This window comes from Streptomyces sp. NPDC008086 (genome assembly GCF_042957325.1).
Classification (GTDB): domain Bacteria; phylum Actinomycetota; class Actinomycetes; order Streptomycetales; family Streptomycetaceae; genus Streptomyces.
This window is the reverse complement of the sequence record NZ_JBIBIA010000004.1, coordinates 346,132-371,832: the sequence shown is the minus strand read 5'-3', so window position 1 is coordinate 371,832 and position 25,701 is coordinate 346,132. Positions and strand designations below refer to the sequence as shown.

The window sequence follows — 25,701 nt, the reverse complement described above, 5'->3', positions numbered from 1 at the left end:
CCCCGCGCCCCTAGGGGGTCTCCTCTGCCGGGATCGATACCAGCCAGCGCGATGCCCTTCGGGGGCGAAGGTAGAAGGCCCAGTACAGGGTCGCCACCGCCGTGATGCCGCCCGTCCACAGCAGGTACTCCGGCTCCTGCTGGCTGAGGACGTACACCAGCACCGCGATCAGCAGGATCGGCATCGCCGGCCACAGCGGCATGCGCCAAGCCGGAGTGTGCTTGTGCGGGGTGCGGCGGGCCGCCAGCGCGGCGACCGCGACCAGCAGGTACATCCCCGTCACCGAGACGCCCGTGATGCCGTACAGGGTGTCGAGGTTGACGAAGCAGAGGACGGCGCCGGGGATGCCGACGGCGAGGGTGGCGACCCAGGGGGAGCCGAAGCGGCCGAGTTTGGCGAGGAGGGTGTTGACCGGGGTGGGCCAGGCCTTGTCGCGGGCCGAGGCGAACAGGACGCGGGAGTTCTGAATGACCATGACGATGCCGGCGTTGATGATCGCGAGGGCCACGCAGAGGCTGACGAAGGTGCCGACCGCGGAGTTGGACCAGGCGGTGACCATGGTGCCGATGTCGCCGCCGGTGAGTTCGCCGATGTCCGACGCGCCGAGGGTGATGGCGACGACCGGCACCAGGATGATCACGGCGGAGATGGCGAGGGTGGCGAGGACGGTGCGGGCGACGTTGCGGCGCGGGTTCTCCAGTTCCTCGGAGAGGTAGACCGCGGTCGAGAAGCCCTGGGTGACGAAGAGCGCGATGGCGAGTCCGGAGACGACCAGCAGGCCCGTCACGGTGTCCGTACGGCCGTCCGCGCCGGCCACCTCCATCGAGACGAGGCTGCCCGGGCCGCGCTTGGCGTGGGCGAAGCCCAGCACCGCCACGACGGCCGCCGCGATGACCTCCAGGACCAGGAAGACACCGGTGATCCAGGCGTTGGCGCGCAGGTCGAGCAGCCCGGCGAGGGTGGCGAGCAGCATGACGGCGGCGCCGGTCATGGACGGGTCGAGGTCGACGATCGGGGCGAGGTAGTCGGCCGTGCCCATAGCGATCACCGGCGGGACGATCATGACGACCAGCAGGGAGAGCACGAAGACCAGCCAGCCCGCCAGCCGTCCGGCCAGCGTGGACACCATCGCGTACTCGCCGCCCGCGCTGGGGATGAGGGTGCCCAGCTCGGAGTAGCAGAACGCCACGGCGACGCAGAGCAGCGAGCCGATGGCGATCGTCAGGGCGGTGGCGGTGCCGAGCGAGCCGAACAGGTCGGGGACGACCACGAAGAGGGTGGACGCCGGGGTGACGCAGGAGAGCGTGAGCAGCGTGCCGCCGACCACGCCGATCGAGCGCTTGAGCTTCCGGGGGCTGTCCTGGGGGCTGTCCTGGAGGCCGTCCGACGCCTCTACGACGGCGCCCTCGACAGACGTGAGGGTGTCGGTCACGAGGGGGATGCAACATTGACGGAAACCGTCACGTCAATGGCTGATTGACTACGGAATTCGTTGCCGGGAGGCCTTGTGACGCGTGTTAACGTTGCTTCAAAGCCGTGTACAGCACGACTTTCGAGCATGCGGGAACCGCAGCGCGGGCCCGCAAAAAAATGGGGCCGTCCGCGATCCGGACGGCCCCAGACGCTCAAGTCGGTGCGTCAGTGGTTGCGCGGGAACCCGAGGTCGACCCCGGACGGCGCGTCCGCCGGGTCGGGCCAGCGGGTGGTGACGACCTTGCCGCGGGTGTAGAAGTGCGTGCCGTCGTTGCCGTAGATGTGGTGATCGCCGAAGAGCGAGTCCTTCCAGCCCCCGAAGCTGTGGTAGCCGACGGGGACCGGGATCGGGACGTTGACGCCGACCATGCCGGCCTCGATCTCCAGCTGGAAGCGGCGGGCGGCGCCGCCGTCCCGGGTGAAGATCGCGGTGCCGTTGCCGAACGGCGAGCTGTTGATCAGCGCCACGCCGTCCTCGTACGTCTCGGCGCGCAGCACACACAGGACGGGGCCGAAGATCTCGTCCTGGTAGGCCTTGGCGGTGGTGGGCACCTTGTCGAGCAGGGAGATGCCGATCCAGTGGCCGTCCTCGTAGCCGTCGACGGTGTAGCCGGTGCCGTCCAGCACCACCTCGCAGCCCTCGGCCGCCGCGCCGGCGACATAGGACGCCACCTTGTCGCGGTGGACGGCCGTGATCAGCGGGCCCATCTCGCTCGTCGGGTCGTTGCCGGGGCCGATCTTGATCTTCTCGGCGCGCTCGCGGATCTTCTCCACCAGCTCGTCGCCGATCGAGCCGACCGCGACGACGGCCGAGATGGCCATGCAGCGCTCGCCCGCCGAGCCGTACGCGGCGCTCACGGCCGCGTCGGCCGCCGCGTCGAGGTCGGCGTCCGGCAGGACCAGCATGTGGTTCTTGGCGCCGCCGAGCGCCTGGACGCGCTTGTGGTTGGCTGCGGCGGTGGTGTGGATGTAGCGGGCGATCGGCGTCGAGCCGACGAAGGAGACCGCCTTGACGTCCGGGTGCTCCAGGAGGCGGTCGACGGCCACCTTGTCGCCGTGCACGACGTTGAAGACGCCGTCCGGCAGATCGGCCTCCGACAGCAGCTCGGCGATCTTGATCGACGCCGACGGGTCCTTCTCGCTCGGCTTGAGCACGAACGTGTTGCCGCACGCGATGGCGATCGGGAACATCCACATCGGCACCATCGCCGGGAAGTTGAACGGCGTGATGCCCGCGACGACACCCAGCGGCTGCCGGATGGACGACACGTCGACGCGGCTGGCGACCTGCGTCGACAGCTCGCCCTTCAGCTGCACGTTGATGCCGCACGCCAGGTCGACGATCTCCAGGCCGCGCGCCACCTCACCGAGGGCGTCGGAGTGCACCTTGCCGTGCTCGGCCGTGATCAGCTCGGCGATCGCGTCCCGGTTGGCGTCCAGCAGCGCCCGGAACTTGAACAGGATCGAGGTGCGCTGGGCCAGCGAGGACTGGCCCCAGGTCAGGTACGCCTCCTTGGCGGCGGCGACCGCGGCGTCCACCTCGTCGACCGAGGCGAACGCGACCTTCGTGGTGACCGCGCCGGTCGCCGGGTCGGTGACCGGCCCGAACGTGCCCGACGCGCCTTCGGCGGTCTTGCCGCCGATCCAATGGTTGACGATCTTCGTCATGCCCAGTAACTCCCTCACAGATGGCGGCGTCGGGTCGAGACGTGCCGTTCGTACAGCTCACGGGCCTTGACCGTCGACGCCCGGGTCGCGGTTTCGGCCACGGGAACATCCCACCAGGCCTGCGCGGGCGGCGCGCCCGACACTGTGTCTGCCGTTTGGGTCTCGACGTAGACACAAGTGGGAGTGTCGGCCGTACGGGCCTCGGCGAGCGCCTCGCGCAGGTCGCTCACGGTCTTCGCGCGCAGCACCCGCATGCCCAGGCTGGCGGCGTTGGCAGCCAGGTCGACGGGGAGCGGGGCGCCCGTGAAGGTGCCGTCCTCCGCGCGGTGGCGGTACGCCGTGCCGAAGCGCTCGGCGCCGGTCTCCTCCGACAGTCCGCCGATGGACGCGTACCCGTGGTTCTGCACCAGCAACACCTTGATCGCGATTCCCTCCTGCACGGCGGTCACGATCTCCGTCGGCATCATCAGATACGTGCCGTCGCCGACCAGTGCCCAGACGTGGCGCTCGGGTGCGGCCAGCTTCACGCCGATCGCGGCCGGGATCTCGTAGCCCATGCAGGAGTAGCCGTACTCCAGGTGGTACTGGTCGCGTGAGCGCGTCCGCCACAGTTTGTGCAGGTCGCCGGGGAGGGACCCGGCCGCGTTGATGATCACGTCCGACTCGTCGACGAGCGCGTCCAGGACGCCGAGCACCTGCGGCTGCGTCGGGCGTACGTCCGGTTCGTCGGCCTCGTAGCAGGCGTCGACGCGCTGCTCCCAGCGTTCCTTGTCCTCGGTGTACTCGGTGACGTAGGAGGCGGGGACCTGGTACGCGTGCATGTCCAGCGCCGCGGTCAGCTCCATCAGCCCGCTGCGGGCGTCCGCGATCAGGGGCGCTCCGGCGAGCTTGTGGCCGTCGTAGGGCGCGATGTTGAGGTTGAGGAAGCGGACGCCGTCGCCGGCGAAGAGGGTGCCGGAGGCGGTGGTGAAGTCGGTGTAGCGGGTGCCGACGCCGATCACCAGGTCGGCGGTGCGGGCGAGTTCGTCGGCGGTGGCGGTGCCGGTGTGGCCCACTCCCCCGACGTCCTGGGGGTGGTCGAAGCGCAGGGAGCCCTTGCCGGCCTGGGTGGAGGCGACCGGGATGCGGGTGGCCTCGGCGAACTCGGCGAGCGCCTCCTCGGCACGGCTGTGGTGGACGCCGCCGCCCGCTATGACCAGGGGCCTGCGGGCGGCCCTGATGGCCCGTACGGCCTCGGCGAGTTCGGTCGGGTCGGCGCCCGGCCGGCGTACGACCCAGGTGCGCTCGGCGAAGAGGTCGTCGGGCCAGTCGTACGCCTCGGCCTGGACGTCCTGGGGCAGCGCGAGCGTGACCGCGCCGGTCTCCACGGGGTCGGTGAGGACCCGCATGGCTTGGAGAGCTGACGGAATCAGGGCTTCCGGCCGCGTGATCCGGTCGAAGTACCTCGAGACCGGCCGCAGACAGTCGTTGACCGACACATCGCCGGCGTACGGCACTTCGAGCTGCTGCAGGACCGGGTCGGCGGGGCGGGTGGCGAAGATGTCGCCGGGCAGGAGCAGGACCGGGAGGTGGTTGACGGTCGCGAGGGCGGCGCCGGTGACGAGGTTAGTCGCGCCGGGGCCGATGGACGTGGTCACGGCGTGTGTGGAGAGGCGGTTCGACTGGCGCGCGTAACCGACGGCCGCGTGCACCATCGCCTGCTCGTTACGGCCCTGGTGGTACGGCATGACAGCGCCGTACTCGACGAGGGCCTGGCCGATCCCGGCGACGTTGCCGTGGCCGAAGACGCCCCAGGTGGCGCTGATCAGCCGCTGCCGGACGCCGTCGCGCTCGGTGTACTGGGCGGACAGGAAGCGGACGAGCGCCTGTGCGACCGTGAGCCTCGTCGTTGAGGTCATCGGTTACCTCCGTGTGGTCCGGATGGAAGCAGATCCGCCACTTCCTTACGGCTCAGGCACCCCGTACGGCTCAGCCGCCCCCGTACGGCTCAGCCGCCCCGTTCGACTCGACGTACCCGGTCGGGGACCTCCGGCGCGGGGCCGTAGCGGGCGGGGAGTCTTCGCTCGCACTTCGCTCCTGCCAAAGCAAAGCGGCTACCCGCGCCGGAGGCGTTCTGGGGGTGGGACGTACGGCTCGTGGTCATGGCGACCTCACAGCAGTCCTACGGCAGTGTCCACAGCGGCGGCAACGTCCCCGTCGGCCGGGTAGAGCAGCGAACGGCCCACCACCAGGCCCTGCACGGTGGGCAGTTGGAGAGCGCCCCGCCACTTCTCGTATGCCCCGTCCTGGTCGTCGCCGACCTCGCCGCCGAGGAGTACGGCGGGCAGCGTGGAGGTCGCCATGACCTCGCCCATGTCGTCGGGGTTGTCGGTGACCGGCAGTTTCAGCCAGGTGTAGGCGGAGGTGCCGCCCAGACCGGAGGCGATGGCGATGGACTTGGTGACGGCCTCGGCGGACAGGTCGTTGGCGACCTTGCCCTCGGGGGTGCGGCGGCTGAGGAACGGCTCGACGAAGACCGGGAGTCGGCGCGCGGCCATCGCGTCGATGGCGCGGGCCGTGGACTCCAGGGTGGCCAGGGAGCCCGGGTCGTCGTAGGCGACGCGCAGGAGCAGCTTGCCGGCGTCGAAGCGCAGGCGCTCGATGTCCTCGGCGCGGTGGCCGGTGAAACGGTCGTCGAGCTCGAAGCTGGCGCCCTGCAGGCCACCGCGGTTCATCGACCCCATGACGACCTTGCCGTCGAGCGCGCCGAGCAGCAGCAGGTCGTCGAGGATGTCGGCGGTGGCGAGGACGCCGTCGACGCCGGGGCGGGACAGCGCGAGGCAGAGGCGTTCCAGCAGGTCGGCACGGTTGGCCATGGCCAGGCTGCGGCCCCCGACGCCGAGCGCGCCGCGGGCCGGGTGGTCGGCGGCGACGATCATCAGGCGATCGCTCGTGTCGCGGAGGAGGGGCCTGCGTACACGTCGGGCTGCGGCCTCGGCTATCGCCTCGGGGTGCCGGGTGCGGATGCGGACGAGTTCCGCGATGTCGACGGTCACTTGACGGCCCCGGCGGCGAGGGCGGCCTCGATCTCGTCCGGCGTCGGCATCGCGGAGGAGCACTCCAGACGGGAGGCCACGATGGCTCCGGCGGCGTTGGCGTGCCGCATGATCTTCTCCAGGTCCCAGCCTTCGAGCAGCCCGTGGCAGAGGGAGCCGCCGAAGGCGTCACCGGCGCCGAGTCCGTTGAGCACGTTCACGGGCAGCGGCGGGACCTCGGCCTGGTCGCCCTTGCTGTTGACGGCGAGGACACCCTTGGGGCCCTGCTTGACGACCGCAACCTCGACACCGGCGTCGAGGAGGGCGCGGGCGGCGGCGTGCGGTTCGCGTACGCCGGTGGCGACCTCCACCTCGTCGAGGTTGCCGACGGCGACGGTGGTGTGCTTGAGCGCTTCCGCGTAGAAGGGGCGGGCCGCGGACGGGTCCTTCCAGAACATGGGGCGCCAGTCGAGGTCGAAGACCGTCGTACCGGACTTGGCGCGGTGGGCGAGGGCCGCGAGCGTCGCCGTACGGCTGGGCTCCTCGCTCAGGCCGGTGCCGGTGACCCAGAAGATACGGGCGTCGCGGATGGCGTCGAGGTCGAGCTCGTGGGCGTCGATCTCCAGGTCCGGGGCCTTGGGCTGCCGGTAGAAGTACAGCGGGAAGTCGTCCGGCGGGAAGACCTCGCAGAACGTGACCGGGGTGGGCAGGCCGGGGACCGGGGTGACCCAGCGGTCGTCGACGCCGAAGCCCTTCAGGGCCTCGTGGAGGTAGGTGCCGAAGGGGTCGTCGCCGGTGCGGGTGATCACGGCGGTCCGCCGTCCCAGGCGGGCGGCGGCCACCGCGACGTTCGTCGCCGAGCCGCCGAGGAACTTGCCGAAGGACGTGACCTGCGGCAGCGGGACGCCGGTCTGCAGCGGGTAGAGGTCCACGCCGATCCGGCCCATGGTGATCAGGTCGTACGCCATCGGTGTCCCTCGGTCTCCCTTGTCGCGGCTCCGGCGCCGACTGCGCGGGTCGGCCCTCCAGGGTTTTGTAGCCCTGGAGGGGGAGGCCTGTCAATGTTTTGTCCAGACATTCGAACGAAGGCCCTCCGGGGGGCGGGGGGCGCCTATTCGTCTGCCGGGTTCTGCAGGAGGGGCGGGTGCGGGTGGCGTTTGGGCTGGTCGCGCAGTTCCCCGCGCCCCTGAGGGGGGTGCAGTGCAGGTGGGAGTGGAGTGCTGTCAATGAGGCTCGCCCAGGTGGCTTTGCGGCAGTTGTGTCACGAGAACCGCTTTCCTGTTACGTATGTCGCATGTACGCGGACCCTGTGTCACACCCGGCGCACAGGCCCGGTCCGCCTCCCACTGGGGGTCGTTGACGGGGCAGCAGGCTTTGTGATCGCCAGCGCAGCGCACGGTACCCCCGACGACCGGCCCAGGTCGCCGCCGCGGCGCGCGCAGGGAGGTGCAACCGATGACCGACCGAACTCTGTGGTCCTACAAGGAGATCGCGGCGCACATCAAGGTGCAGCCGGACACCGTGCGGTCCTACCGCAAGCACGGGTTGTTGCCACCGCCGGACCAGGTGGAGGGCGGCAAGCCCTTCTGGTATCCGGACACCGTGCGGGCGTGGGTGGAGTCCCGCCCGGGCAACCGGGGCCGAAGGGCGGACTGACGTCCCGGCGTCGCGGAAAACGAGCTGTGCCCCATCTGACCAGTGGGGCACAGTGCTTCCCATGCCCAGCTTCTCCGTCAAACCCACGCTCACCGGCGACAAGACCGTGCTCCGGCCGTTCACCGGGGCCGACGCCGACACCATGTGGGAGATCATCGAGGACCCCGAGGTCGAGCGCTTCACGTTCGCACCGGACAACGAACTCACCCTGGAGCGGGTGCGCTCCTGGTACGCCTCGCTGGCCGAACGGCCCGACCGTCTCGATCTCGCCGTCACCGACCGCGCCACCGGAGAACTCGTCGGCGAGGTCGTCCTGTACGAGTGGGATCGGCACGCCCGCAGCTGCACCTTCCGCACCCTGATTGGCCCGCGCGGCCGCGATCGCGGCATCGGCACCGAGGCCACCCGGCTCATCGTCGGCTACGGCTTCGAGCAACTCGGGCTGCATCGGATCGAGTTGGGGGCCTACGGCCACAACCACCGGGCCCTGCGGGTGTACGAGAAGGTCGGCTTCGTGCGGGAAGGGATCCGCCGGGAAGCCCAGTCGAGGAACGGTGAGTGGCTGGACGAGGTCCTCATGGCCGTCCTCGACCATGAGTGGGCCGCCCTCAACTCCACGGCTCGATGACCGTCACCCCCGCCCCGGGCGCCGTCCCCATGGCCGTCAGCGCGGCCGGCACCGCGTCCAACCCGATCGTCGAGGTCACCAGCAGATCCGGCCGCAGCACACCCGCTCGCACCAGCTCCAGCATGGGCGGATAGGTGTGCGCCGCCATGCCGTGGCTGCCCAGCAGTTCGAGCTCCAGGGCGATGGCGCGGGCCATGGGGACCGGTGTCGTGCCGGACGCCGACGGCAGCAGGCCCACCTGGATGTGCCGGCCCCGGCGGCGCAGACCGTTGACGGAGGCGGCGCAGGTGGCCGGTGAGCCGAGGGCGTCCAGGGAGAGGTGGGCGCCACCGGCGGTGAGGTCGCGGATCGCCGCCGCGGTGTCCGGCACGCCCGACGCGTCCACGCACTGCGTCGCCCCGAACTTCCGCGCCAGCTCCAGGGCCTGCGGTGAGACGTCCACCGCGACGACCCGCGCGCCCGACGCCGCCGCGATCATCACCGCCGACAGACCGACCCCGCCGCAGCCGTGCACCGCGACCCACTCCCCCGCCGCCACCCGGCCCTGCTGCACGACCGCCCGGAACGCCGTGGCGAACCGGCAGCCCAGCGAGGCCGCCGTCGCGAAGGACATCTCCCCGGGCACGGCGACGAGGTTGACGTCGGCGTGGTCCAGCGCCACGTACTGGGCGAAGGAGCCCCAGTGGGTGAAGCCGGGCTGGGTCTGGCGCTCACACACCTGCTGGTCACCCGCCGCACACGCGGTACAGCTGCCGCAGGCACACACGAACGGCACGGTGACCCGGTCGCCGGGGCGCCACGCGGTCACCCGGTCGCCGACCGCCTCGACGACACCGGCGAGTTCATGGCCCGGCACGTGCGGCAGCGTGATGTCCGGGTCGTGCCCCTGCCAGCCGTGCCAGTCGCTACGGCACAGCCCGGTCGCCTCGACCCGCACGGTCACTCCGTGGGGCGCGGGGTGCGGGTCGGGCACCTCACGTACCTCGGCCGGCTCCCCGTACCGCTCGAACACCACTGCCCGCATGCCGCTCTCCTTCCGCCGCGCCGCACAGGGACACGGAGATCATCGCGAACGCTAGACGCTCCGCCGACCTCGCCGGTAGGCGCCCGTGCGGGCGGTGCGGCCCCGCGCCGCAGGTCAGCCGCGTGTGCTCACCTTGTCCCGCTCCGGCGCGGGCTCCGTCGCCGGGACCGGCTGCGACTCCCCCTCACTCAGTCCGAACCGCTCGTGGAAGCGCCGCAGCGGACCCGGTGCCCACCAGGTCGCCCGCCCGGTGAGGCGCATGACGGCCGGGACCAGGAGGCTGCGGACGATCATCGCGTCCATCAGCACCGCCAGGGCGATTCCCAGGCCGAGCATCTTGGTGTTGGTGACCCGGGAGGTGCCTATCGCGACCATCACGACCGCGAGGATCACGGCGGCGGCGGTGATCAGCCCGCCCGTGCGCTGAAGGCCGTGCCGGACCGCCTCGTCGTGGTCGCCGGTGGTGTCGTACTCCTCCTTGATACGGGACAGCAGGAACACGCCGTAGTCCATCGACAGTCCGAAGGCGACGCAGAACATCAGCACCGGCAGGGTCGTCTCGATCGAGCCTGGGCTGGTGAAGCCGAGCAGGCCGGAGAGATGGCCGTCCTGGAAGACCCAGACCACCGCGCCGAACATCGCCGTCAGGCTGAGCGCGTTGAGCACCACCGCCTGGACCGGGATCAGCACGCTGCCGGTCAGCAGGAACACCAGGAGCAGGGTGACGATCGCGATGAAGGCGGCCGCGAGCGGCAGGCGTTCGGCTATGGCGTCCTTGGAGTCGACCAGGACCGCGGCCGCGCCGGTCACCTTGGTGTCGAACGGGGCCCGGGTGGCGCGCAGGTCGTCGACCAGACGCTGGGCCGGGTCGTCGACCGCCTCGCCCTTCGGCAGCACCGTGAAGTACGCGGACTCGCCCTTCACCAGCGGCCCGTCGACCCGCAGCACCTCCGGGAGAGCGGCGATCCGCTCCTTGTACGCGGCGTACTGCGCCGGCGTCGCCCGTCCCTCGGCGAGCACCTCCAGGCCGCCTCCGGGGCTGCCCGGGAAGCCGTCGCGGATGTGCTGCTGCACCACATGGGACTCGGCGCTCGACGGCAGCTGACGGTCGTCGGCGGTGCCGAACCTCACGCCCAGGAACGGCAGTCCGAGCAGGACCAGGACGGCGGTGGTGCCCAGGGCGAAGAAGGGGGCGCGGCGCATGACGAGGTTCGCGGTGCGGGTCCAGGCCCTGCCCTCCGTCGCGCCGGACGCCGGAGCGGTCGCCTTCGGTCGTCCGCGGCGGAACAGCTTGCGCAGGTCCAGGGCGTTGACCCGGTGGCCGAGCAGGACCAGTGCGGCCGGGAGCAGGATCAGGGCGGCCGCCGCGGCCAGCAGGACCACCGCGATCCCGGCGTAGGCGAAGGACCGCAGGAAGTACTGCGGGAAGAGCAGCATCGCCGCGAGGGACACCGCGACCGTGAGGGCCGAGAAGAGGACGGTGCGGCCGGCCGTGCGCAGGGTCGTGCCGACGGCCGGGAGCGGTTCGGCGCCGGCGGCGAGTTCCTCGCGGAAGCGGCGGACGATGAACAGGGCGTAGTCGACGGCCAGGCCGAGGCCGAGGGCCGTGGTGAGGTTCATGGCGAAGACCGACACGTCGGTGACCTCGGTGAGGCCGCGCAGCACCGCGTTGGTGCCGAGGATGGCGACGATGCCGATGCCCAGCGGCAGCAGGGCGGCGACCGCGCTGCCGAAGACCATCACCAGCAGCACGAGGGTGACCGGCAGGGCGATCACCTCGGCGCGGACCAGGTCCTCCTGGATGGTCGTCTGCATCTCGTGCCGCACCGCGACCGGGCCGCCGACACTGACCTCCACCGGTCCGTGCGCGCCCCGCAGCTCGGGGGCGATGCGGTCCAGGGTCTCCCCCGCCTGCTTCTCCTCGCCGGTGATGCGGGCGGCGATCAGCGCCTCGTGGCCGTCCTCGGCGCGCAGGGCGGGAGCCGCCGAGGCATCCGCCTGCCAGTAGGAGCCGACCCCGGTGACGCCCTTCTCGTCGGCCAGGCGCGCCGCTATCCGCCGGGCCTCGGCGGCGACCGCGGGGTCGTCCACGGAGGCGTCGCCCGCGTCCACGAGGAGCAGGAGGTTGGGCTGGGAGGCGGGGAACTCGCGCTCCAGTGCCTTGGTCGCGTACGTCGACTCGGCGTCCGGGTCCTCCCAGCCGCCGCTGCCCAGCCGGTCGGCGACGCCGCTGCCGGCCAGCACGGCGAGCGCGGTGATCACCAGGGCCACGAGCAGCGACAACCGGGGCCGGGCCGTCACGAATCGGGTCCAGCCTCCGAGGCGGAGCGGCCCTGCGGCGCCGGGTGGCCTGTTGACTTCGGTCATCGTGCGGTGTCCCCTCACCCTGATCCGTGCCGTTCACAACCGGGCAGCATGGAGCCGTCACTGCCATAGACTGACAAACACGAGACATCGCTCGCGTTCCCCAAGAATGCGAGCGACCACTCGCGTTTGTCAATCGCGTTCGGAGAGCTGGGGATAACGCGTGTCCGCCAACCAGGAGAAGGAGCAGCCGCGCCGCCGTCAGGCCCGCGGCGAGCGCCGTATCGCCCAGCTGCTCGAGGCCGCGGCCGCCGTCTTCACCACCACCGGCTACACGGCCGCCAGCACCAACGCCATCGCCCGCGAGGCAGGCGTCTCGCCGGGCACGCTGTACCAGTTCTTCCCGAACAAGGAAGCCATCGCGATCGAGCTGGGCGAGCGGCTCATGCGCGAGATGCGCGAGGCGTACGGCGAGGCGCTCGCCCCGGTCGATCCCGCGACCCCGCTGGAGGAGGCGGTCGGCGCGGCCGTCGACCGGTTCATCGCCTTCAACTGCGAGCACCCGGTGTTCTTCGCGCTGATGCACGGCCCCGACATCCCCGGCCGCATCACCGAGGAGCACGACGCGCTGCACGCGACCCTGCTGTCCCGGATCGAGGGGCTGCTCTCCTCGTTCCTGCCCGACGCCGCCCCGGCGGACCTCGCCCGGACCTCCCACATGTGCCTGGGCCTGTACAAGGCGGGCCTGGAGCTGGTCCTCGCCCACGAGGGCACGGAGCGGGACGCCTACGTCCAGGAGCTGAAGCACGCCCTGACCCGCTACCTCGAACCACTGGTGGGCGACCGGCTGGGCCACCCGACCCCGGCCCCCACGGCGACCTGACCTCCGACACCGACGGCCGTCCTGACATCCGACCCCTATGGCGACGTGACGTCCGACGCCCACGCCGTGCCGTCCGGGGGCGACCTACCTTGGAGAAATACCCCGTAGGGGTATACCGTGGTAGTGGAGGGACCTCGCGGGTCCCGTCAACCCCACATGCCTCGACGAGGAGAACGACATGACCGCGCAGACCGACACCCCGGGTTCCGTCACCGCCGTCTACAAGGTGAGCGGCATGAGCTGCGGGCACTGCGAGGGCGCCGTCTCCGGTGAGCTCTCCGAACTCCCCGGTGTCAGCTCGGTGAAGGCCGTCGCCTCCACCGGCGAGGTCACCGTCGTCTCCGCTGCGGCGCTGGACGAGGAGGCCGTGCGCGCCGCCGTCGACGACGCCGGCTTCGAACTGGTCGCCAAGATCTGAGCCCGAGATGCCCCGCACCACCGACGAACCCGCGATAGCCCGGCCGGCCGAGGTCGAGCTGCTCATCGGCGGTATGACCTGCGCGTCCTGCGCGGCCCGCGTCGAGAAGAAGCTCAACCGCATGGACGGCGTCACCGCCACGGTGAACTACGCGACGGAGAAGGCGAAGGTCAGCTTTCCCACGGGCGTCCAGGTCGCCGACCTGATCGCCACGGTGGAGAAGACGGGCTACACGGCCGAGGAACCGGCTCCCCCGCGGCCCGACCCGCAGGAGGCCCAGGAGGCCGCCGAGGACCCCGAGACGGCCTCCTACCGGCACCGCTTCACGGTCTCCGCCCTGCTCGCCGTACCGGTCGTCCTGCTGTCGATGATCCCGGCCCTGCAGTTCGACAACTGGCAGTGGCTGGCGCTCACCCTCGCCTCGCCGGTCGTCGTCTGGGGCGGGCTGCCCTTCCACCGGGCCGCGTTCACGAACGCCCGGCACGGCGCGGCCACCATGGACACGCTGATCTCGATGGGCACGCTGGCGGCGTACGGCTGGTCACTGTGGGCGCTCTTCCTGGGCGACGCGGGCATGAGCGGCATGCGCGACGACTTCGAGTTCACGGTCACGCGCGTGGACGGCGCCTCGCAGATCTACCTCGAAGTGGCCTCCGGGGTCGTCACCTTCCTCCTCCTCGGCCGCTGGCTCGAGGCGCGCGCCAAGCGCCGCGCGGGGGCCGCGCTGCGGGCGCTGATGGAACTGGGCGCGAAGGACGTGGCGGTGCTGCGGGACGGCGGCGAGGTCCGCGTGCCGGTGGACCGGCTGGCCGTCGGCGACCGGTTCGTCGTACGGCCCGGCGAGAAGATCGCCACCGACGGCACCGTCGTCGAGGGCGTCTCCGCGGTGGACGCCGCGCTGCTGACCGGTGAGTCGGTGCCGGTGGACGTGACGGTCGGGGACGCGGTGACCGGGGCGACCGTCAACGCCGGGGGCCGGCTGGTCGTCGAGGCGACCCGGGTCGGCGCCGACACACAGCTCGCGCGGATGGCGAGGCTGGTGGAGGACGCGCAGAGCGGCAAGGCCGAGGTGCAGCGGCTCGCCGACCGGATCTCCGCGGTCTTCGTGCCGACGGTCATCCTCCTCGCGGTCGCCACCTTCGGGGCCTGGCTCGCCGTCACCGACGACACGGTCGCCGCGTTCACCTCGGCCGTCGCGGTGCTGATCATCGCCTGCCCGTGCGCGCTGGGCCTGGCCACGCCGACGGCCCTCATGGTCGGCACGGGACGCGGGGCGCAGCTCGGCATCCTCATCAAGGGCCCCGAGGTACTGGAGTCCACGCGCCGGGTCGACACCGTCGTCCTGGACAAGACCGGCACGGTCACCACGGGCCGGATGACCCTGCAGAAGGTGTACGCCGCCGAGGGCACCGACGAGGAGGAGGTGCTGCGGCTCGCGGGCGCCGTGGAGCACGCCTCCGAGCACCCGGTCGCGCGGGCCGTCGCCGCGGGCGCCCAGGAGCGGGTCGGGCGGCTGCCGGAGGTCGAGGGCTTCCAGAACGTGCCCGGGCGGGGCGTACGCGCACGCGTGGAGGGCCGTGACGTGGCCGTGGGGCGCCTCTTCGACGCGCTGCCCACCGGGGTGGCCCGCGCCAAGGAAGAGGCCGAGAGGGGCGGTCGTACGGCCGTCGTGGTCGGCTGGGACGGGACCGCGCGGGGTGTGCTCGCCGTCGCGGACGCGGTGAAGGAGACCAGCGCCGAGGCGGTGCGCGAACTGCGGGCGCTGGGGCTGACTCCGGTGCTGCTGACCGGGGACAACCGGGCGGTCGCCGAGTCGGTCGCCCACGCGGTCGGCATCGACGCCGATCAGGTGATCGCGGAGGTCCTGCCCGAGGAGAAGGTCGAGGCGGTACGGCGGCTGCGGCGCGAGGGGCGATGTGTGGCCATGGTCGGCGACGGCGTCAACGACGCGGCCGCACTTGCCACCGCTGATCTGGGTCTCGCGATGGGGACGGGGACGGACGCGGCGATCGAGGCGAGCGATCTGACGCTGGTGCGCGGTGATCTACGGGTGGCGGCGGACGCGATCCGGCTGTCGCGGCGGACGCTGGGCACGATCAAGGGCAACCTCGTGTGGGCCTTCGGGTACAACGTCGCCGCGTTGCCGCTGGCCGCGGCGGGGTTGTTGAACCCGATGATCGCGGGGGCCGCGATGGCGTTCTCCTCGGTGTTCGTGGTGTCGAACAGTCTGCGGCTGCGGACGTTCCGGTGAATTCGTAGTAAGAACCCCACCGGGTCCCTCTGGAGTCCGGCGCCCGGCTCACATAAGCTCTTCACAAGGCTCGCGCATCATCCTTACGCTTGGGCCCCGATCGCCATATCGGGGCTCTTGCGTACCTAACGGACATATGCAAGAGACGCAGATCACAGTGATGTGAACGTAACCATCGAAGGGGTTCGAAGGTCTAAGTTGACGATGTCAGGCAGCGTCTTGGGGGGCGCTTACTGGCATCTGAGGATGTCTTGGGGGACTTCCTCAGAGTTGCGTTGCCGGGGCACGTACTTCGGGAAGCTTTGAGCGGCCCTCCCGAGCGTGCGCTGTCCCGGCAGACCGCATCCACCCATGAGTACGACGAGTTTTGCTCGTTCTGCTCAATGGCAGCACAGAAAGACAGCGAATTCAGGCGCTGGTCTCTCAGACGCCCGGCCGGATCCCGTGGGGGGAATCCGCACCGGGACATGGGAAGGCGCCCTGGACGTCGGCCCGTGGGGGGACCGCCGCCAGGGCGCCTTCTGTTTTTCGTCTACGAAAGACGCAGCGCCTTCTTGCCTACGAGGGTGCGGCGCCTTCTTGGCTACGAACGCACAGCACCCCAAGGGGGCCCGAAGGCCCCTGAAGGGGCGCGGGGAACTGCGCGACCAGCCACAACCAACCGGCAGCCGACCGACAACCCCCTCCGCGCCCCGAGCGGAGCGCTACCGCTGCTCCACGGGAACGAAGTCGCGCTCCACGACACCCGTGTAGATCTGGCGCGGGCGGCCGATACGCGAACCCGGCTCCTTGATCATCTCGTGCCACTGGGCGATCCAGCCCGGCAGGCGGCCGAGGGCGAACAGGACCGTGAACATCTCGGTCGGGAAGCCCATGGCCCGGTAGATCAGGCCGGTGTAGAAGTCGACGTTCGGGTAGAGGTTGCGCGAGACGAAGTACTCGTCGGAGAGCGCGTGCTCCTCCAGCTTCAGGGCGATGTCCAGCAGCTCGTCGGACTTGCCGAGGGCGGAGAGGACGTCGTGCGCCGCCGCCTTGATGATCTTGGCGCGCGGGTCGAAGGACTTGTACACCCGGTGGCCGAAGCCCATCAGGCGGACGCCGTCCTCCTTGTTCTTCACCTTGTTGATGAAGGAGTCGACGTCGCCGCCGTTCGCCTGGATGCCTTCCAGCATCTCCAGCACGGACTGGTTGGCGCCGCCGTGCAGCGGGCCCCAGAGGGCGGAGATGCCGGCCGAGATCGACGCGAACATGTTGGCCTGCGACGAGCCGACGAGGCGGACCGTCGACGTCGAACAGTTCTGTTCGTGGTCGGCGTGCAGGATCAGCAGCTTGTCCAGCGCGGAGACGACGACCGGGTCGAGCTCGAACTCCTGGGCCGGCACCGAGAAGGTCATCCGCAGGAAGTTCTCGACGTAGCCGAGGTCGTTGCGCGGGTAGACGAACGGGTGGCCGATCGACTTCTTGTACGCGTACGCCGCGATCGTCGGAAGCTTGGCGAGCAGCCGGATCGTCGAGAGGTTGCGCTGCGTCTCGTCGAACGGGTTGTGGCTGTCCTGGTAGAAGGTGGACAGCGCGGAGACGACCGAGGACAGCATGGCCATCGGGTGGGCGTCGCGCGGGAAGCCCTTGTAGAAGTTCTTGACGTCCTCGTGCAGCAGGGTGTGCTGCGTGATGTCGTTCTTGAAACTCGAGAGCTCGTCGACGGTGGGCAGCTCACCGTTGATCAGCAGGTAGGCCACCTCCAGGAAGGTGGAGCGCTCGGCCAGCTGCTCGATCGGGTAGCCGCGGTAGCGGAGGATGCCCGCCTCGCCGTCGAGGTAGGTGATGGCGGATTTATACGCGGCCGTGTTCCCGTAGCCGCTGTCCAGCGTCACCAGACCGGTCTGGGCGCGGAGCTTGCCGATGTCGAAGCCCTTGTCGCCGACGGTGCTGTCGATCACCGGGTAGGTGTACTCGCCGTCGCCGTACCGCACTACTACTGAGTTGTCGCTCACGTCTTCCCTCACCGACGTTGTGCCTCATCTTCGAGGTTGCCCTGACTGTCTCTACCCTCCCCCATTCGGCTCAGGAGAGTGCACTCGGGGTCGACCATTGGGCCTATTGGCGGCACTGAGTGCCGCCAACTTGTCATCCTGCCCGCTGTTTTCCCCATCCGGAAGTGCTCTGTGACCTTCACGACTCGTTTGATCGATCATTTTTTTTCGATGCCTCACGAATCGCCAGGTCAGGAGGGTGGCCTCAGGCGGTGCCGGAAGAAGATCAGAAACCCGCGAGCCGGAAGTCGAGCGCCGTGCAGCGCCGCCCCGCCGACACCGTGCGCACCGCCTGGCCGATGGCCTTGCGCGACCCCACGAGAACGACGAGCTGCCTGGCGCGGGTCACCGCGGTGTACAGCAGGTTGCGCTGGAGCATCATCCATGCCCCGGTCGTGACGGGGATCACCACGGCGGGATATTCACTTCCCTGTGAACGGTGGATCGTCACCGCGTACGCGTGCGCCAGTTCGTCCAGTTCGTCGAATTCATACGGAACCTCCTCGTCCTCGTCCGTCAGCACGGTGAGGCGCTGCTCGACCGGGTCGAGCGAGGTGACCACGCCCACGGTGCCGTTGAAGACGCCGTTCTTTCCCTTGTCGTAATTGTTGCGAACCTGGGTGACCTTGTCGCCGACGCGGAACACCCGGCCGCCGAACCGCTTCTCCGCCAGGTCGGGCCGCCCGGGGGTGACGGCCTGCTGGAGCAGTCCGTTCAGCGTGCCCGCGCCGGCCGGGCCGCGGTGCATCGGGGCCAGCACCTGGACGTCCCGGCGTGGGTCGAGGCCGAACTTGGCCGGGATGCGCCGGGCCGCCACGTCCACGGTGAGCCGGCCGGCCGCCTCCGTGTCCTCCTCGACGAAGAGGAAGAAGTCCTTCATGCCGTCGGTGACGGGGTGCTGCCCGGCGTTGATGCGGTGCGCGTTGGTCACCACTCCGGACTGCTGGGCCTGGCGGAACACGCGGGTGAGGCGGACGGCGGGGATGGGGCTGCCGTCGGCCAGCAGGTCCCGCAGGACCTCTCCGGCGCCGACGCTGGGCAGTTGGTCCACGTCACCCACGAAGAGCAGATGGGCGCCCGGCGGTACGGCCTTGACCAGCTTGTTGGCGAGCAGCAGGTCCAGCATGGACGCCTCGTCGACCACCACTAGGTCGGCCTGGAGCGGGCGGTCCCTGTCGTACGCCGCGTCGCCGCCGGGCTTGAGCTCCAACAGGCGGTGCACGGTGGAGGCCTCGGCTCCGGTCAGCTCGGCGAGGCGCTTGGCGGCGCGGCCGGTGGGGGCGGCGAGCACGACCCTGGCCTTCTTCGCGCGGGCCAGCTCCACGATCGAGCGGACCGTGAAGGACTTGCCGCAGCCGGGGCCGCCGGTCAGGACGGCGACCTTCTGCGTCAGCGCCAGCTTGACGGCGGCCTCCTGCTCGGCGGCCAGGTCCACGCCCGTACGGCCCTTGAGCCAGCCGAGCGCCTTGTCCCAGGCCACGTCACGGAAGCCCGGCATCCGGTCCTCGTCGGTGCGCAGGAGGCGCAACAGCTGGGCGGAGAGGGCGAGTTCGGCTCGGTGGAAGGGGACGAGGTAGACGGCCGTCACCGGTTCCGAGCCGCCGTCGGGGCCGGGGACCTTCTCCCGTACGACACCGGGGTCGCCGCCGTCCTCGGGGGTCTGGGCCAGCTCCGCGAGGCACTCGATGACGAGCCCCGTGTCGACCTGGAGCAGCTTCACCGCGTCGGCGATGAGCTGTTCCTCGGGGAGGTAGCAGTTGCCCTGGTCGGTGGCCTGCGACAGCGCGTACTGCAGGCCCGCCTTGACGCGCTCCGGGCTGTCGTGCGGGATGCCGACGGACTGGGCGATCTTGTCGGCGGTGAGGAAGCCGATGCCCCAGACGTCGGCGGCGAGCCGGTAGGGCTGGTTCTTCACGACCGAGATCGAGGCGTCGCCGTACTTCTTGTAGATCCGCACGGCGATGGAGGTGGACACCTCGACGGTCTGGAGGAAGAGCATGACCTCCTTGATCGCCTTCTGCTCCTCCCAGGCGTCGGCGATCTTCTTGGTGCGCTTGGGGCCGAGACCGGGGACCTCGATGAGCCGCTTGGGCTCCTCCTCGATGACCGTCAGGGTGTCCAGGCCGAAGTGCTGGGTGATGCGGTCGGCGAAGACCGGGCCGATGCCCTTGACCAGGCCGGAGCCGAGATAGCGGCGGATGCCCTGGACGGTGGCCGGCAGGACGGTCGTGTAGTTCTCCACCGTGAACTGCTTGCCGTACTGCGGATGGGACCCCCAACGCCCCTCCATCCGCAGGGACTCACCGACCTGGGCGCCGAGCAGCGCACCGACGACCGTGAGGAGGTCGCCGGCTCCTCTGCCGGTGTCGACCCGGGCGACCGTGTAGCCGTTCTCCTCGTTGGCGTAGGTGATGCGCTCCAGGACGCCTTCGAGCACCGCGAGTCGCCGCTCGCCCGTGGAGTCCCCCGCCTGATTGGACATGATCCGACGGTACCGCCCGGCACCGACAAGCAGGCCGCTCGTCGATGCCGGGGCCGGGGTCAGGTCTGGTTCACGAGCACGCAGGTGCCGACCACGTAGCCGCTGACACCGCTCCGCGTGACCTTCACCCAGCGCTTGCTGACGATGCCGCACTTCTCGTACGAGGAGCTGCCGTAGTACATCGTGCAGGACGCCGACGCGCTCTCACCCTTGTTGAGCTGGGCCAGGGCCGTGCCGCTGGTGCTCGTCGTGGAGCGGATGATCACGGTCTCCAGGGCCTTCGCCGTACAACCGGCCGCGGCCGCCGGGCCGGCGACCACGAACGAGGTCCCGACCAGGGCAGCTGCCCCCATGGTGGCACCGAGCATCCGAGCTGCGCGCATTGTCTGTTACTCCCCGTTCGATTGGCGCGGGCATGCCACCCGCAACGACGGGAGGCAGCCTAACCCGCGCCCGCCGATGACCTGACGGAATTTCACGAGCGCTCCACGGCGCACGCCCCGTCCGCGACTCCGACCGCCGTCAGGCCTCGACGGCCCCGGCAAGGACCGTCACCGGCGGCCCACTCCTCCCGGGGCGCGCCGAGCGCGGTGACTGGCCGCCACCGCGGCGCCGCGCCCCCCGTCGCAGAGCCCCCGTTTCCCCGCCCTCACGCCTCCCGCGGCTCACCCCGCCTGCGAGCGCACGTGGTCCAGGACCGCCTGGAAGTCCTCGCTCGGCGAGAACTCGACGAACTCGCAGTCCTCCAGGGCCACGGGGACATGACCGGGCCCCCAGTAGTACGCCTGGCCCGCCTCGTAGTGCTCCTCGCCCTCGGGGGTGAGCATCCGCAGCCGGCCCTTGAGCAGGTAGCCCCAGTGCGGGCACGGGCAGGCGTCGCCTTCGAGGCCCTTGAGGGCGGGGCCCATGTCCGTGCCCTCCGGGAGGCTGACGTAGCCGACGGACATGCCGCCGCCGATGGGCTTGGTGCGCACCTCCACGCCGTCACCGCCGAGGGTGACGGGCGTGCCGTCGCGCGTCGCTGCCGTCATGGCTCCTCCGCTCCGGCCCACGGGGACGAGGGCCTTGCCTCGGGAACGACCTCTGCCCTTCCAGCGTGGACCCGCGCGGGAGTGCGGCGCGACATCACGATCCGGTCTCGGGATGTGGTTGAGGGCTTGATTAACACCCGTGTAATCGATTCCAATCCTCCGTACACGTCGATGTAATCGATTCCACGAGGATCGGCCTTCGACTCCACGAACGATCCACAAGGAGGTGGAGCGGCGATGGCGAGCATCAAGGACGTCGCTGCCGAGGCGGGGGTCTCCGTCGCCACGGTCTCGCGGGTCCTGAACGACCATCCGTCGGTCAGTGCCGAGGCACGCGCACGCGTGCTGGCCGCCGTCGAGGCGCTGGGCTACCGCCCGAACGCCGTCGCCCGCTCCCTGCGCACCGACCAGACCCACACCCTCGGCCTGGTCATCAGCGACGTGATGAACCCCTACTTCACCGAGCTGGCCCGCTCCGTCGAGGAGGAGGCCCGCGCGCTCGGCTACAGCGTCATCATCGGCAACGCCGACGAGCGGCCCGACCTCCAGGACCACCACGTACGGAACCTGCTGGACCGCCGTATCGACGGGCTCCTCGTCTCCCCCACCGACGGCGGCTCGCCGCTGATGCTGGACGCCGTCCGCGCGGGGACGCCGATGGTCTTCGTGGACCGGTGGATCCCGGGCGTCGACGTGCCGGTGGTGCGCGCGGACGGGCAGGGCGCGGTACGGGATCTCGTGGCGCATCTGCACGGGCTGGGGCACCGGCGGCTCGCGATCATCGCGGGACCGGCGGCGACCACCACGGGGCGGGAGCGTGTCGAGGCGTTCCGGGACGCGCTCGGCGCCTACGGGCTCGAACTGCCCGACGCCTACATAGGCCAGGGCGACTTCCAGGCCGACAGCGGGCGCCGGGTCACCGAGGGCTTCCTCGACCTGCCCGAGCCGCCCGAGGTCGTGTTCGCGGCCGACAACCTGATGGCGCTCGGCGCGCTGGACGCCGTACGCGCGCGTGGCCTGCGCGTGCCGGACGACCTCGCGCTGGCCGCGTTCGACGACATCCGGTGGTTCGTGCACACCGACCCGCCGATCACCGCCATCGCCCAGCCCACGGGCGAGCTGGGCCGGGCCGCCGTACGGGCCCTGGTCGACCGCATCGAGGGACGGCCCGGCGAGTCCGTCACCCTCCCCGCCCGTCTCGTCGTACGCCGCTCCTGCGGCGAACCACCGGCTTCCCCCGAGCCGTCCCCCGCAACGAACAGGAGCCAGTCGTGAGCAACGCGGACGAGTTGCTGCGCATCGAGGGCATACGGAAGACCTTCCCGGGCGTGGTCGCCCTGGACGGCGTCGACTTCGACCTGCGCCGCGGCGAGGTGCACGTCCTCCTCGGTGAGAACGGCGCCGGCAAGAGCACCCTCATCAAGATGCTCTCCGGCGCCTACACGCCCGACGCCGGGCGGATCCTGGTCGGCGGCGCGGAGACGCGCATCCATGGTGCGCAGGACTCCGAGCGCCTCGGGATCGCCACCATCTACCAGGAGTTCAACCTCGTTCCCGATCTGACGGTCGCCGAGAACATCTTCCTGGGACGCCAGCCGCGCCGCTTCGGGATGATCGACCGCAAGCGGATGGAGGCCGACGCCGAGGTGCTCCTCGCGCGTGTGGGCGTGAACGTGTCGCCACGCGCGCGTGTGCGTGAACTCGGCATCGCCCGCCTGCAGATGGTCGAGATCGCGAAGGCGCTCAGCCTGAACGCGCGCGTGCTGATCATGGACGAGCCGACCGCCGTGCTCACCTCCGAGGAGGTCGACAAGCTCTTCGCGATCGTGCGCAAGCTGCGCGAGGACGGCGTCGGGATCGTGTTCATCACGCATCACCTGGAGGAGATCGCCGCGCTGGGCGACCGGGTGACGGTCATCCGGGACGGAAGGAGCGTCGGGCAGGTCCCCGCCGCCACGCCCGAGGACGAGCTCGTACGGCTCATGGTGGGGCGCTCCATCGAGCAGCAGTACCCGCGCGAACGGGCCGACCGCGGTGCCGCGTTGCTGTCCGTCGAGGGGCTGACCCGCGACGGCGTCTTCCACGACGTCAGCTTCGAGGTGCACGCCGGTGAGGTGGTCGGCATCGCGGGGCTGGTCGGCGCCGGCCGTACCGAGGTCGTGCGGGCCGTGTTCGGGGCGGATCCGTACGACAGGGGGGCCGTGAAGGTCGGCGGTACCTCCCTTCCCGGGTACGACGTCAACGCGGCGATGACCGCGGGCATCGGGCTCGTCCCCGAGGACCGCAAGGGCCAGGGCCTGGTCCTGGACGCGTCCGTCGAGGAGAACCTCGGCCTGGTGACGCTGCGCTCGGCCACGCGCGCGGGGCTTGTCGACCTCAAGGGCCAGCGTGAGGCGGCGGCGCGGATCGCAAAGCAGCTCGGCGTGCGGATGGCCGGCCTCGGGCAGCACGTGCGCACGCTCTCCGGCGGCAACCAGCAGAAGGTCGTCATCGGCAAGTGGCTGCTCGCCGACACCAAGGTGCTGATCCTCGACGAGCCGACGCGCGGTATCGACGTCGGCGCCAAGGTCGAGATCTACCAGCTCGTCAACGAACTCACGGCCGCGGGCGCCGCCGTCCTGATGATCTCCAGCGATCTGCCCGAGGTCCTCGGCATGAGCGACCGGCTGCTGGTGATGGCCCAGGGCCGGATCGCGGGAGAACTCTCGGCCGACGAGGCCACGCAGGACTCCGTGATGGCACTCGCCGTCAGCGCCCCCACCACTGAGAAGAACTCTGAGAAGACCGGAACGGAGGCCTCCCGTGGCCACTGACACGCTCAAGAGCACAACGGGCGCGAGTCGCGCCCCGGGCGGCCTGCGCCGGCTGCTGCTCGACAACGGCGCGCTGACCGCGCTGATCGTGCTCGTCATCGCGATGTCGGCGCTGTCCGGCGACTTCATGACGGCGGACAACCTGCTCAACGTCGGCGTGCAGGCGGCTGTGACCGCCATCCTCGCGTTCGGCGTGACCTTCGTGATCGTCTCGGCGGGCATCGACCTGTCGGTCGGCTCGGTGGCGGCGCTGTCGGCCACCGTTCTGGCCTGGAGCGCCACCTCGGAAGGCGTCCCGGTCCTCCTCGCCGTCCTCCTCGCCATCGCGACCGGCATAGCGTGCGGCCTGGTCAACGGCATCCTGATCTCGTACGGGAAGCTGCCGCCGTTCATCGCGACGCTGGCCATGCTGTCGGTGGCCCGCGGTCTGTCCCTGGTGATCTCGCAGGGCTCCCCCATCGCCTTCCCCGACTCGGTCTCGCACCTCGGCGACACCCTCGGCGGCTGGCTGCCGGTGCCGGTGCTCGTGATGGTCGCGATGGGCCTGATCACGGCGTTCGTGCTGGGGCGGACCTACATCGGCCGCTCGATGTACGCGATCGGCGGCAACGAGGAAGCGGCCCGGCTGTCCGGTCTGCGGGTGAAGAAGCAGAAGCTCGCGATCTACGCCTTCTCCGGTCTGTTCGCCGCCGCCGCGGGCATCGTGCTCGCCGCCCGTCTCTCCTCCGCGCAGCCGCAGGCCGCGCAGGGCTACGAGCTCGACGCCATCGCGGCGGTCGTGATCGGCGGAGCCTCGCTGGCCGGTGGCACGGGCAAGGCCTCGGGCACGCTGATCGGCGCACTGATCCTGGCGGTGCTGCGCAACGGCCTCAACCTCCTTTCGGTGTCGGCCTTCTGGCAGCAGGTCGTCATCGGTGTCGTCATCGCGCTCGCCGTCCTGCTGGACACGTTGCGGCGCAAGGCCGGGGCCACTCCGGCGGCGGCCGGTACCGGCTCGCCCGGCAACCGCGGCAAGCAGGCTGCGACCTATGTGCTCGCGGCCGTGGTCGCGGCGGCGATCGTGGGTGCCACGTCCCTGTTGCACGGCGGTTCGTCGGCGACGTCGACGCAGAAGGTGGGCCTGTCGCTGTCGACGCTGAACAACCCGTTCTTCGTGCAGATCCGGGCCGGTGCCGAGGCCGAGGCGAAGAAGCTGGGCGTCGACCTGACGGTGACCGACGCGCAGAACGACGCCTCGCAGCAGGCCAACCAGCTCCAGAACTTCACGTCCGAGGGCGTCGACTCGATCGTCGTCAACCCGGTGGACTCGGACGCGGCCGGCCCCTCCGTGCGGGCGGCGAACAAGGCCGACATCCCCGTCGTGGGCGTCGACCGGGGCGTGAACAAGGCGGACACGGCGGCGCTTGTCGCCTCCGACAACGTCGAGGGCGGAGTGCTGGGCGCCAAGGCACTCGCCGAGAAGCTGGGCGGCAAGGGCACCATCGTGATCCTCCAGGGCCAGGCCGGTACGTCCGCCAGCCGTGAGCGCGGCGCGGGCTTCGCCGAGGGCCTCAAGGCGTACCCGGGCATCGAGGTCGTCGCCAAGCAGCCGGCCGACTTCGACCGCACCAAGGGCCTGGACGTCATGACCAACCTCCTGCAGGCCCACCCGGACGTCGACGGCGTCTTCGCCGAGAACGACGAGATGGCGCTGGGCGCGATCAAGGCGCTCGGCGACCGGGCCGGGAAGGACGTCCAGGTCGTCGGATTCGACGGCACTCCGGACGGCCTGAAGGCGGTCGAGGCGGGCACGCTGTACGCCTCCGTCGCCCAGCAGCCCAAGCAGCTCGGGAAGATCGCCGTGGACAACGCGGTGCGGGCGGCCGAGGGCAAGAAGGTCGCGGAGACGGTCAAGGTGCCGGTGAAGGTCGTCACCAGGGAGAACGTCGCCGGCTTCGGCGGCTGACGCGAAGGGGAACGGCGAGCGGGTGGGCGGCCGTTGCAGAAGTACCGGGCCGCCCGCCTCGGCTCGTCACGGGGACCT

Annotated in this window: 19 protein-coding genes and 1 pseudogene; 8 read left to right on the top strand and 12 right to left on the bottom strand. The window is 70.6% G+C overall.

Annotated elements, in window-relative coordinates; genetic code table 11:
• Window positions 1-10: 10 nt before the first annotated feature.
• From ACFZBP_RS15915 to iolC, 6 genes and pseudogenes are all read right to left on the bottom strand, one after another.
• Window positions 11-1,432 (bottom strand): amino acid permease, encoded by a 1,422-nt coding sequence (locus ACFZBP_RS15915; protein WP_391413534.1) that lies wholly within the window; start codon window positions 1,430-1,432, stop codon window positions 11-13.
• 206 nt (window positions 1,433-1,638) lie between these two features.
• Window positions 1,639-3,141, bottom strand: coding sequence for a CoA-acylating methylmalonate-semialdehyde dehydrogenase (mmsA, locus tag ACFZBP_RS15910; RefSeq protein WP_391413532.1), 1,503 nt, complete (start codon window positions 3,139-3,141; stop codon window positions 1,639-1,641).
• Between the two features lie 14 nt (window positions 3,142-3,155).
• A complete protein-coding gene (gene iolD, locus ACFZBP_RS15905; protein WP_391413530.1) occupies window positions 3,156-5,039 on the bottom strand; it encodes a 3D-(3,5/4)-trihydroxycyclohexane-1,2-dione acylhydrolase (decyclizing) in 1,884 nt (627 codons plus the stop codon).
• Window positions 5,040-5,149: 110 nt separating this feature from the next.
• A pseudogene (locus ACFZBP_RS15900) lies at window positions 5,150-5,272 on the bottom strand (5-deoxy-glucuronate isomerase); the annotation flags it as partial.
• A 19-nt stretch (window positions 5,273-5,291) separates the two neighbouring features.
• On the bottom strand, window positions 5,292-6,176 hold the full coding sequence (locus ACFZBP_RS15895) for a deoxyribose-phosphate aldolase (RefSeq protein WP_391413528.1): 885 nt from the start codon (window positions 6,174-6,176) through the stop codon (window positions 5,292-5,294).
• Complete coding sequence (iolC, locus tag ACFZBP_RS15890) at window positions 6,173-7,123, bottom strand: 5-dehydro-2-deoxygluconokinase (RefSeq protein ID WP_383451482.1); 951 nt, start codon at window positions 7,121-7,123, stop codon at window positions 6,173-6,175. The genes ACFZBP_RS15895 and iolC overlap by 4 nt, the downstream gene beginning before the upstream one ends.
• Window positions 7,124-7,610: 487 nt before the next feature.
• Here iolC and ACFZBP_RS15885 point away from each other — a divergent pair, with 487 nt between their 5' ends.
• Both ACFZBP_RS15885 and ACFZBP_RS15880 read left to right on the top strand, forming a co-directional pair.
• Window positions 7,611-7,811: a helix-turn-helix transcriptional regulator gene (locus ACFZBP_RS15885; RefSeq protein WP_383451484.1), complete on the top strand. Its 201-nt coding sequence runs from the start codon at window positions 7,611-7,613 to the stop codon at window positions 7,809-7,811.
• A 61-nt stretch (window positions 7,812-7,872) separates the two neighbouring features.
• The gene (locus ACFZBP_RS15880) at window positions 7,873-8,439 is read left to right on the top strand and encodes a GNAT family N-acetyltransferase (protein WP_391413525.1); all 567 of its coding nucleotides are present in this window, start codon (window positions 7,873-7,875) and stop codon (window positions 8,437-8,439) included.
• Here ACFZBP_RS15880 and ACFZBP_RS15875 read toward each other — a convergent pair.
• Together ACFZBP_RS15875 and ACFZBP_RS15870 are read right to left on the bottom strand one after the other, a co-directional pair.
• Complete coding sequence (locus ACFZBP_RS15875; protein WP_383451488.1) at window positions 8,420-9,463, bottom strand: zinc-dependent alcohol dehydrogenase family protein; 1,044 nt, start codon at window positions 9,461-9,463, stop codon at window positions 8,420-8,422. The two genes, ACFZBP_RS15880 and ACFZBP_RS15875, sit on opposite strands and share 20 nt — an antisense overlap.
• Before the next feature lie 114 nt (window positions 9,464-9,577).
• Window positions 9,578-11,830 (bottom strand): MMPL family transporter, encoded by a 2,253-nt coding sequence (locus ACFZBP_RS15870; protein ID WP_391413522.1) that lies wholly within the window; start codon window positions 11,828-11,830, stop codon window positions 9,578-9,580.
• A gap of 160 nt (window positions 11,831-11,990) precedes the next feature.
• Here ACFZBP_RS15870 and ACFZBP_RS15865 point away from each other — a divergent pair, with 160 nt between their 5' ends.
• From ACFZBP_RS15865 to ACFZBP_RS15855, 3 genes are all read left to right on the top strand, one after another.
• The gene (locus tag ACFZBP_RS15865) at window positions 11,991-12,650 is read left to right on the top strand and encodes a TetR family transcriptional regulator (protein ID WP_391413520.1); all 660 of its coding nucleotides are present in this window, start codon (window positions 11,991-11,993) and stop codon (window positions 12,648-12,650) included.
• Window positions 12,651-12,828: 178 nt separating this feature from the next.
• Entirely contained in the window at window positions 12,829-13,068 is a 240-nt protein-coding gene (locus tag ACFZBP_RS15860; protein ID WP_391413518.1) for a cation transporter, read from the top strand.
• Window positions 13,069-13,075: 7 nt separating this feature from the next.
• Window positions 13,076-15,319, top strand: a complete 2,244-nt coding sequence (locus ACFZBP_RS15855) for a heavy metal translocating P-type ATPase (RefSeq protein WP_391413516.1) — start codon at window positions 13,076-13,078, stop codon at window positions 15,317-15,319.
• A 704-nt stretch (window positions 15,320-16,023) separates the two neighbouring features.
• Here the strand turns inward: ACFZBP_RS15855 and ACFZBP_RS15850 are convergent.
• The 4 genes from ACFZBP_RS15850 to ACFZBP_RS15835 form a co-directional block, all read right to left on the bottom strand.
• Complete coding sequence (locus tag ACFZBP_RS15850) at window positions 16,024-17,313, bottom strand: citrate synthase (protein WP_383451498.1); 1,290 nt, start codon at window positions 17,311-17,313, stop codon at window positions 16,024-16,026.
• Between the two features lie 265 nt (window positions 17,314-17,578).
• Entirely contained in the window at window positions 17,579-19,834 is a 2,256-nt protein-coding gene (locus ACFZBP_RS15845) for an ATP-dependent RecD-like DNA helicase (protein WP_391413513.1), read from the bottom strand.
• Between the two features lie 59 nt (window positions 19,835-19,893).
• Entirely contained in the window at window positions 19,894-20,217 is a 324-nt protein-coding gene (locus ACFZBP_RS15840) for a hypothetical protein (RefSeq protein WP_391413510.1), read from the bottom strand.
• Between the two features lie 282 nt (window positions 20,218-20,499).
• Complete coding sequence (locus ACFZBP_RS15835) at window positions 20,500-20,865, bottom strand: hypothetical protein (protein ID WP_383451504.1); 366 nt, start codon at window positions 20,863-20,865, stop codon at window positions 20,500-20,502.
• 237 nt (window positions 20,866-21,102) lie between these two features.
• Between ACFZBP_RS15835 and ACFZBP_RS15830 the strand changes: the two genes are divergently transcribed.
• The 3 genes from ACFZBP_RS15830 to ACFZBP_RS15820 are packed head-to-tail and all read left to right on the top strand — an operon-like array spanning window position 21,103 to window position 25,623.
• Window positions 21,103-22,140: a substrate-binding domain-containing protein gene (locus ACFZBP_RS15830; protein ID WP_391413508.1), complete on the top strand. Its 1,038-nt coding sequence runs from the start codon at window positions 21,103-21,105 to the stop codon at window positions 22,138-22,140.
• On the top strand, window positions 22,137-23,678 hold the full coding sequence (locus ACFZBP_RS15825) for a sugar ABC transporter ATP-binding protein (protein ID WP_383451508.1): 1,542 nt from the start codon (window positions 22,137-22,139) through the stop codon (window positions 23,676-23,678). Before ACFZBP_RS15830 ends, ACFZBP_RS15825 begins: the two co-directional genes overlap by 4 nt.
• Window positions 23,668-25,623: a substrate-binding domain-containing protein gene (locus ACFZBP_RS15820; RefSeq protein ID WP_391413505.1), complete on the top strand. Its 1,956-nt coding sequence runs from the start codon at window positions 23,668-23,670 to the stop codon at window positions 25,621-25,623. The genes ACFZBP_RS15825 and ACFZBP_RS15820 overlap by 11 nt, the downstream gene beginning before the upstream one ends.
• The last annotated feature ends 78 nt before the right edge of the window (window positions 25,624-25,701 follow it).